The sequence below is a fragment of the Tangfeifania diversioriginum genome (assembly GCF_900141875.1).
Classification (GTDB): domain Bacteria; phylum Bacteroidota; class Bacteroidia; order Bacteroidales; family Prolixibacteraceae; genus Tangfeifania; species Tangfeifania diversioriginum.
The window spans coordinates 1-8,174 of sequence record NZ_FQZE01000062.1 but is presented as its reverse complement, the minus strand read 5'-3'; the positions used below and the strand labels follow the sequence as shown (position 1 = coordinate 8,174).

General features: G+C 38.7%; 8 protein-coding genes. All 8 read right to left on the bottom strand.

Annotated elements, in window-relative coordinates:
- Window positions 1-97: 97 nt before the first annotated feature.
- The 8 genes from BUC07_RS20130 to BUC07_RS20790 all read right to left on the bottom strand — a co-directional run bounded on the left by BUC07_RS20130 (window position 98) and on the right by BUC07_RS20790 (window position 8,156).
- Complete coding sequence (locus BUC07_RS20130) at window positions 98-2,278, bottom strand: GH92 family glycosyl hydrolase (RefSeq protein ID WP_073174104.1); 2,181 nt, start codon at window positions 2,276-2,278, stop codon at window positions 98-100.
- Between the two features lie 486 nt (window positions 2,279-2,764).
- A complete protein-coding gene (locus tag BUC07_RS20125) occupies window positions 2,765-3,955 on the bottom strand; it encodes an ATP-binding protein (RefSeq protein ID WP_073174101.1) in 1,191 nt (396 codons plus the stop codon).
- 153 nt (window positions 3,956-4,108) lie between these two features.
- A complete protein-coding gene (locus tag BUC07_RS20120; RefSeq protein ID WP_073174099.1) occupies window positions 4,109-5,191 on the bottom strand; it encodes a PAS domain-containing sensor histidine kinase in 1,083 nt (360 codons plus the stop codon).
- 595 nt (window positions 5,192-5,786) lie between these two features.
- Window positions 5,787-6,254 (bottom strand): hypothetical protein, encoded by a 468-nt coding sequence (locus BUC07_RS20115; RefSeq protein ID WP_073174097.1) that lies wholly within the window; start codon window positions 6,252-6,254, stop codon window positions 5,787-5,789.
- 95 nt (window positions 6,255-6,349) lie between these two features.
- On the bottom strand, window positions 6,350-7,234 hold the full coding sequence (locus BUC07_RS20110) for a hypothetical protein (protein WP_073174095.1): 885 nt from the start codon (window positions 7,232-7,234) through the stop codon (window positions 6,350-6,352).
- Window positions 7,227-7,418: a hypothetical protein gene (locus BUC07_RS20105; RefSeq protein ID WP_073174093.1), complete on the bottom strand. Its 192-nt coding sequence runs from the start codon at window positions 7,416-7,418 to the stop codon at window positions 7,227-7,229. Before BUC07_RS20105 ends, BUC07_RS20110 begins: the two co-directional genes overlap by 8 nt.
- Window position 7,419: 1 nt before the next feature.
- Window positions 7,420-7,584: a hypothetical protein gene (locus BUC07_RS21015; RefSeq protein WP_175552585.1), complete on the bottom strand. Its 165-nt coding sequence runs from the start codon at window positions 7,582-7,584 to the stop codon at window positions 7,420-7,422.
- 359 nt (window positions 7,585-7,943) lie between these two features.
- A complete protein-coding gene (locus tag BUC07_RS20790) occupies window positions 7,944-8,156 on the bottom strand; it encodes a hypothetical protein (RefSeq protein WP_139279640.1) in 213 nt (70 codons plus the stop codon).
- Between the last annotated feature and the right edge of the window lie 18 nt (window positions 8,157-8,174).

Sequence of the window (8,174 nt, the reverse complement as noted above, 5' to 3'; positions counted from 1 at the left end):
TAATATTTTGTTTGCACTTTGAAGCTAAATTGTGTGACTTTTTTGTATGTAATTTATTGACAATCAATTGTTAATATTGTTTTTCAGCAAACCTTACTTATTCCGTAGTTATAATGAGTTCCTTTCCCTCTTGCAGCTGTTCGTGTGTGATGAAGTACCCTTTCAGTGGTTGGTTACCATATACAATGTCAGCAATCTTCTGACCGCTACCCTTTCTTGTAATGGTAAAGGGCTTGCCATGTAAATCAAAGGTCACCTTATCAAACAGCGGCACGGTAACAATATATTCAGGATCAGCCGGTGAATATGTGTAAAGCCCAATAGCATTGAACACATACCATGCAGACATTTCGCCGGCATCGTCCATCCCGGCATAAGCAAGTTTCTCTGCACCCATATCATAAAAATGATTCATAATACTGTCAAGAATAATCTGGGATTTCTTCTGCTCGTCAATAAAGTAATAAGTATATGGAATACTATGCCCAGGTTGATTACCATGGCAGTAGTTACCAATGAATCCTGTCATATTGTGAACCTCATAACCTCTCCACGGCTCAGAGAAAAGGGAGTCCAGTTTATCCTCCACAGCTTTGTGATCCGGATAAAGCTCAAGCATCCCTTCCGGGTCATGAGGAGCAAAGAACAAGGCGTTCCAGGCATTAGCTTCTCTATACATATATTGATAATAGGGATAATAAGGATCGAAATCTTCAATCCAACTGCCGTCATCAATACGGCCGCGCCAAAATCCTGTAGCTGGATCAAACACTTTCTTATAATTATCTGAGCGTTCCATTAAAACCTCATAATTCTCTTCATCTCCAAGCTCTTTCGCAATCAAAGCTATAGCGTAGTCGTCATAGGCATACTCTACTGTTTTAGTAACAGCACCCTTATACTCGTCCCAAGTAGGCACATTAACAGTATCCTTTTCTGCTATCCAGCCCCTTTCCATATATTCATCCAGGTAAGGTCTTCCACCTCTGCCTGGTACAAAGGCATTTTGAAGCAACAGCTCATAAGCACGATTGAGATCAAAATCCTTTATTCCGCGCAGGTAGCTACCGGATACAAACACAGATGCATGGTCACCGTGAAAGAATGTAGGCATATAGCCTCCTGTTTTCTCACCTTTGTCGATGATAGATTTGAGAACATCAATTGTTACGTCCGGTGAAAGCATACCCATCAGAATCAGTTTATTGCGATAATCATCCCAGAAGGAAGGGTCGGTATATTTATGAAAACCATTGTTTACCACCTGCCCACGTTCGTCGGTATATTCATAATTTACATCGCTACGCAAGGCAGGCCATAAAAACGAGCGGTACAAGCATGAGTAAAACAAGCTCTTTTCCCGTTCAGTGCCACCCTCAACGGTTATCTTGCTTAGCAACTCCTCCCAGGTGGAATCGGCTTCGCTTTGTACCTGGGTAAAGCTCTTCTCAAGCATTTCCTTTTCTAAATTAATCCTGGCGTTCTCTGCGCTAACAAAAGAGAATCCAATTTTAAGCTCCAGTGATTTGCTGCCCTTGCTGTTGGCAAAGTGTACAACAGCCACTTCATTTCGTTCATCATCTTTCACGTATTCTATGGAGTCAATCGGGTAATTCGATGTGGCATAGTAGTAAATTTTTCCACCCCCATCCTGCATACCTGTAAATGCATAATCATCTACCCTCTGAATGTCCCAATCTCTTACGTTGTGGTTCGAGCGTTTCACGTTCACAAGCAATGCCTTTTCATCGTCACTTTGAAAGGTATATTTATGAAAAGCACAACGAAGCGTAGAGGTTAACTCCGCATTGATGTTGTATCTGTTCAAAAATACCTGATAATACCCTGGCCGGGCTGTTTCATTATCGTGACTATAAGATGAACGATAATCGGTTGCTGTTACCGTTCCAGTAACGGGAAGCATGGGAACATGCAGCAAATTCCAGTGCCCCTTGCTGGTGTGTGAAAATCCATAGATTACACTGTCTTCGTATTGATAACCGGCTCCACTCCGAAATTGTGTCACCGGGCTTAGTTGCACCATAGCGTTGGGTACTGATGAACCGGGGAACACTTCAGCACCCCATGTGCGTTCTTCTATTTTACGTTCATATCCCAGATCCTCAGGTTCCCAAAGGGTGGCAGTTCCCAATAGCGGATTCACATAACTTGTTAACTTGTCATCACTTGGTTGTGGTTTTGTTTTTGAATTGCAACCTACATTTAATGCAATCAAAGCAATAAACAAGGTTTTCATAATCAAAGAGATTGCCTTCATACCTAAAATTTAAACTTAATGCCCGCCTAAAATAAATAAAAATACCTCTAAAACGGGCTGTTGAGATATTAAGATTTAGGCTTCGTCTTCAATGGTAAAAAAAATTGAAGTAATGGGTTAGCTGTAATGTATCAAAGTGGTGTTAATTTCATCACGGAGCCTGAGCTCTTCACCCACATCGTCTGCAAGTTTTTTTCCATTGCGAAACAACCTCGCTGATTTCAGCGATGGTTGCTTTTGCCTTTTATTTTTGATCGATTCTCTACCCGATGGTGCTTAACAAAGTCGCCAATATGCTCCATTAAGGCTTTATCGCTCATAGAAACCCATCTATTGTATGAAATTTCAGTTATATATTTGCACTAAATTGATTTCCTGCAAATAAGAAATAATATACTTGCAGAAGAGTCATGTATTGATTTACCGGTTGCCCCATGCTGATTGTAGATTCAAGGGTGTCCTGCATATTTGAAGATCAATATCCATCTAATACAAAAACCCAAACAACCAGAGTGGAGCTTTATTTCCGGCACCAGTTTCAATATCATCTGCAACTACCAGGTAATTATCTGTATGCTTCACCTGGGATGCGGTTTTATTCTTTCCTCCAATTTCAAGGGTGTAGCCATCGAACACAAAATCACCGGCTTTTGGTGCATAAACATCAAGTCCGGCATTGAGCAGCTGGTTAAAAACAAACGTTTCACGAATACTTCCGATATCCGGGCTACCCTTTAAAGCATAAGCCAGGTTTGTATTTTCCAGATATACTTTGTCAGGTTTTTGAAGTGTGGAAACACCCTTTCCTTCGGAGCTCAATGTATTTAACAATCGGGCATCTTTTAGCTGATAAATGTACTGGTAAATACTATCGCGACTTATATCCAGTTTTCTCGACAGGGCAGCTATATTCGGTTTGAAGGGCACTGATTCTGCAATTACCCCCAGCAACTTTTTTACTTTATTGGCTGTGCCCGGGTTGTATGCTGCAATGTAGGCCAGGTCAGTATCTACAATGGTATTTATTATCTGATTCAGTTTTAACGCATAGGTGTCTTCTCCTTCAATAAAGATTGGAAGGTAACCCGTTTCCGTATATTTTCGGAATGCAGGCAATGGTCTTAGTTTTTCATTTACTATTCTGCTAAGGTTCCGGTGATTGGTATAAATATCGTCAATCGTAACAGGATCGAAAATGATGTTATAAGAAAATTGCAAATACTCTCTAAATGACAAACCGGCCAGCATATAACTTACTACCCTTCTGCTTAAATCTGCTTCGCCCCGGTAAATATCCAAAGCCGAAGAGGCAGAAAAAATGATTTTCAGATCAGGCAAGCCATCGTAGATATTTTTCAGCTCAACCGACCAATTTTTATACTTGTGGACTTCATCAACGATAAGAATTTTTCCTCCCTGTTTATACCAGTCATTTGCCGTGTCCAGCAGTGTGTGGCTATAAAACCAGGTATGATCTGCAGTAACATACAATGCTGTTTCAGGTGCGCCCAGATCATATTTCAAATACTGTAGCATTAATGTGGTCTTCCCTGCTCCGCGGGGACCTTTAATAGCAATCATTCGTTGGTTCCAGTTTATCTGTTCATGCAGATACCGTCTGAAATCATTTTTTACATTGCGTAAAATATTCTCCTGAAATTCGAATAATACTTCCATTTTTGTCGTTTTGATTCGACAAAGTTAAATAAATTTTGTCGATTAGTATCGACATTATAAAAATCCATAAAACTGAAAAGAATAAAACATGAAGAGATGAGATTCTTTTTCGGGCAGATAAGAACATGGAAGTTTTTACGAAAATTGTGAGAATTACTTCTTGATGGTAAAATAGAATGTACTTCCTTTTCCCTGGGTTGAAATTACCCAAATATCTCCACCATGGTCGTTGACAATTTTTTTACACGCAGCCAGGCCGATCCCATACCCAGCAACCTTTTCAGAGTTTTCCGCTCGTTTAAAAACCTTGAAAATTTCATTAATATCATCTTCCCCAATTCCGGTACCATTATCTTCAACTGAAAACTCAAAGAAATTGGCTGACTCGCGTCCTTTTATTACAATTTCAGGGGTAGAATTTTGTTTTCGAAACTTTATCGAGTTCGAAATTAAATTTTCAAACAGGCGACTAATATTAATCCTGCACCCCTCAATTACAGGTAAGCTGTCATATTTGATTTTACAATCGGTCTTTTTAACAATTGAGTCAAGATCAGTAACAACTTCCTCTACAATTTCATTGCATTCTATTCTCTCCAATTTCTTAATTCCATCAATATGGCTGTATTCCAAAAGCTCGGTAATAAGAGTCTTCATCCGTGTCGAACTCTCAAGTATTTTATTAGTGTATTGAAACTCCCGGCTCTGTGGCAAGCTCGCAAACTTTTCTTTTAACAGGTCTGCGAACCCAATGACTGAATTTAAAGGTGTAAGCAGATCATGACTCACGATACGTGCAAATTGCTCCAGTTCCTGGTTCTTCTCATATAGCTCAATTTCATTTTCCTTTTGCGCTGTTATATCTATGATAATTCCATGGCTTTTCGCAGGCTTCTTGTTTTTGTACTTCACAACAGCATTAACCTGAATGTGCCTAACCTCGGGATTTGAAGTTTTCACGCGGTAATCAAGATCAATTCGCTCTGTCTGTTTATTAAATGCCTTAAACAGCTTGTCAGTTGTTTTATCCCTGTCATCCGGGTGGACAACTTCCGCCCACTCCTGTAAAGTAATATGTGTTTTATCAATTCCCAACAGGGACATAGCCATTTCGTCGAAATAGAGTAGTCCTTTCTCAAAATCATGAGTGAATGTGCCTGAAGATGTTCCTCTCAGGGTGTGTTCTAATCTTTCTTTATAAGAAAGAAGTTCGGATAATTTTGCAGGGTTGTCCATAAATAAGCATACGTTAAATTTGCGTGCAAGTTTCCTGTCTTTTGTGCATCGTTCACATGGTATTATTGTAGAAATAACAACTATGAAAATAGTGAAAATTTTGAATACATAATACTTAAAACACAAAAATCGAAACAAAAATCACACAAAACCCTAATAACCAAAAAATTAGACCTGTACATTTTGCCCCTTTGTTCATGTTATCATGTAATCGGAACTTTTCAACTGATATTGCATTATATATCTCCAAAATTGAAGCTATAATCGTTTTAAAAATAGGTGTGTGAAATTTCGGCGATAAAGGACGTAAATGTCCCTGAAATTGGTCCGGGGTGTGTTAAAAATCCGGGAAATTACACTGGACCGGGTCGCCGGGAAAGGCATAATAACTGATATTGCATTTAATAGTGTGCAAAATTCAATACCTTTTCACGTCTGGATTTTATGTGAAAACGGGGACTAGTGACTGTCTGCGAATTCTATTCACACACAATTATCCGGAAATGAACTTATGACCTAAAGCCCCAGAACTGAAGGTGCCTGCATTAACACCTGATGATTCTATATTATCTCACCTTCTGGCGACTCTGTAATATCAAACTAGATTGTCAGCAGGATAACTCTGTTTGATAGCTTCTCTCGGATTATAAGGGATAACCAGCTCACCTCGGCGATAAGAAATACCATTTGTAAATAGCTCACAATTTTCGGGAGTATCCGGCAACATTTCACCTGAACCTTGAAACTTTAAAGGATAACCACAGTCGGAATAGAACTGAAAATGTTTCGTTTTGCATTGTAAGGCATATTCTATTTTGGAATATTTGTCACTGTAAAGAATCGAAACGACCTCGTATTGGGTTATTGTAAACCCGGTTGCCCTTCTCATCTCTCCCAGAAAATTTATCACTCGTTTCTGAAGAGGCTGTTTTGTAAACCCAAGCTTCAATAAGGTTTCAGGATTACCATCCCTATCAATATAGTAAACCCTTATAAGATAAACTTTTGCGAATGCAAGCTGTCCACACTTCCATTTTACGAATAAATTTGTTGTCTCTTTCATATTCTTATTTTTACCTTCATTTTTTCGTCATTTTTGCACCACAATAAAAAAAAAGGAGGAATGTAAAACGAAAATTACGAAAAACTGGTGGTGAACTATCCTTTCCAGTATCGTTCCACAGTACTCCTGCTTATACGGAGTAATTCAGCTGTTTTTTTCTGAGTGTAACCTTTCGTCTTCAATTTTCTGACCTTCTCCTTCTTCTCAGCAGCCGATGAAGACTTTTGGGGAATATACCGATTCCGATCATAATCTTTCCTCTTTTTGCTTCTATATCTCTGAATATCTGTCTTGTATTCAATTTTATAAACTTCACATAGCAAGTCACCCACTTTTTTCAGATCCGTATTGGACAGCAACTCATATCTCTGTGTTAACCAATAAGCCAAAACAGCTTCACTATTTAAACTTTTGTCCAATTCGTTTAAATAATTATTTCTAATATCAATAGCCAAGTCAGCAATGGTGAATTTACCATTCGGCTGGTGATCTTTATATTTCTCGGTTTCGTTTAAAAATTCAACAGCATTTTTCACATATTGACTATTACTTTTACTTTCGGAGTATTCAGGATATTCCGCAATATCTTCTAAATGGTTAAATAACTTGCTTAGCGATTGGCGTTGGTCATAGATTTCATTTAACGTCCAAATGTACTGTTGTCTGAGTAAGACTTCCTTCTTATATTTTCGTATAAACTCATTAGCCTTCTGTCTGGATTTTACGTTGATCTTTGAATACAACTCGTAAAATACATCGTCGCATGAATAATTATTTTTACATAAATAGGAAAGTACCCTGGATGCGATTTTCGATTTTTCAGTCCGCGCATATATATTATCAGCGCAGTAAGGGCTTAGTGATCTGGATAATTTTACATTATTCTTCAAATAATTATCTTGCTTCCAATTAATGTTAGTAATTTGACCTGACAACATATGCTCTGGTATTACACGGGACTTAACGTACCTTTTAAACATTGTCTTTTTCAGTAAATGTTCCAGGATCATCGCTTTGAAGCTTTTGATTGTTTATTACTTTTAAGATTATTCCCTTTCGAACAAGCGACCGGAATGCATCGCTTCCGATACCGAGGCTTAGTTTAGCTTCTTTCATATTGCAGGCGGTATTACCATCAGGCAATATGTAGTAATGGTTACTCATATCAGTTGTGATTATTATTTAAAAACGTTATTACAATGTATTTTACCATTCCGCTCACGGAACGCTGTTCTCTGACGGCCAATGATTTTATCTCTTCAAACAGCCTCGAAGAGACTCTTAAATGGATGGTGTGGTCACCAGGATTACTGCTATTGTGATTATTCATTACGTGTATTTTATAGATACATCACTATACATTAATTTAATAAAAATTATTAACACTACAAAATTTTATGTACTCAGTAAGCCAGTGAATTCAGCCTTGCAGCACGGCACGATTTATCCTGAAGATTATAGCCAGCAAACGCCTAAAACAAGCATTCACGAAATTTCGGTGCAACATTCTTTTATACATCAGCAATCGTAAGCACCACTCCCTTCAACCACCGGAAAATAATGAGCCGGCAGGTCCCCCCTGGTAGAAGCCAGCTGGGGTCAATCCCCAGTCTGGCTTTTGGGTACCACCGGCCTAACAAATCGCCATTGGCCCCCCTGGTATTGTCAATGATTGAAAACAGGTAACAACTACCGCATCCTTTCAATCAATGATACAAGCCCCATCGCAATGAAGTTTGCAATGGTACATAAAATGCCACAAACCAGTAAAAACCCGATGAAACTGAACAGACCATCCGGATCGACCCAGTTCCACGAGATTACGGCTGCGAAAATGGAAAGCACTATCACTACTATCCAATACACTGCGGTTAATGCCCCGCCTTTGTTAGAAATACTCATAAGAAATTGTTTTAATTA

Bases quoted from the DNA above. Each gene is read 5' to 3' on its own strand.
- BUC07_RS21015 (WP_175552585.1), bottom strand. From the start codon at position 7,584: ATGAATAATCACAATAGCAGTAATCCTGGTGACCACACCATCCATTTA.
- BUC07_RS20790 (WP_139279640.1), bottom strand. From the start codon at position 8,156: ATGAGTATTTCTAACAAAGGCGGGGCATTAACCGCAGTGTATTGGATA.
- BUC07_RS20115 (WP_073174097.1), bottom strand. From the start codon at position 6,254: ATGAAAGAGACAACAAATTTATTCGTAAAATGGAAGTGTGGACAGCTT.
- BUC07_RS20120 (WP_073174099.1), bottom strand. From the start codon at position 5,191: ATGGACAACCCTGCAAAATTATCCGAACTTCTTTCTTATAAAGAAAGA.
- BUC07_RS20105 (WP_073174093.1), bottom strand. From the start codon at position 7,418: ATGAGTAACCATTACTACATATTGCCTGATGGTAATACCGCCTGCAAT.
- BUC07_RS20130 (WP_073174104.1), bottom strand. From the start codon at position 2,278: ATGAAGGCAATCTCTTTGATTATGAAAACCTTGTTTATTGCTTTGATT.
- BUC07_RS20110 (WP_073174095.1), bottom strand. From the start codon at position 7,234: ATGTTTAAAAGGTACGTTAAGTCCCGTGTAATACCAGAGCATATGTTG.
- BUC07_RS20125 (WP_073174101.1), bottom strand. From the start codon at position 3,955: ATGGAAGTATTATTCGAATTTCAGGAGAATATTTTACGCAATGTAAAA.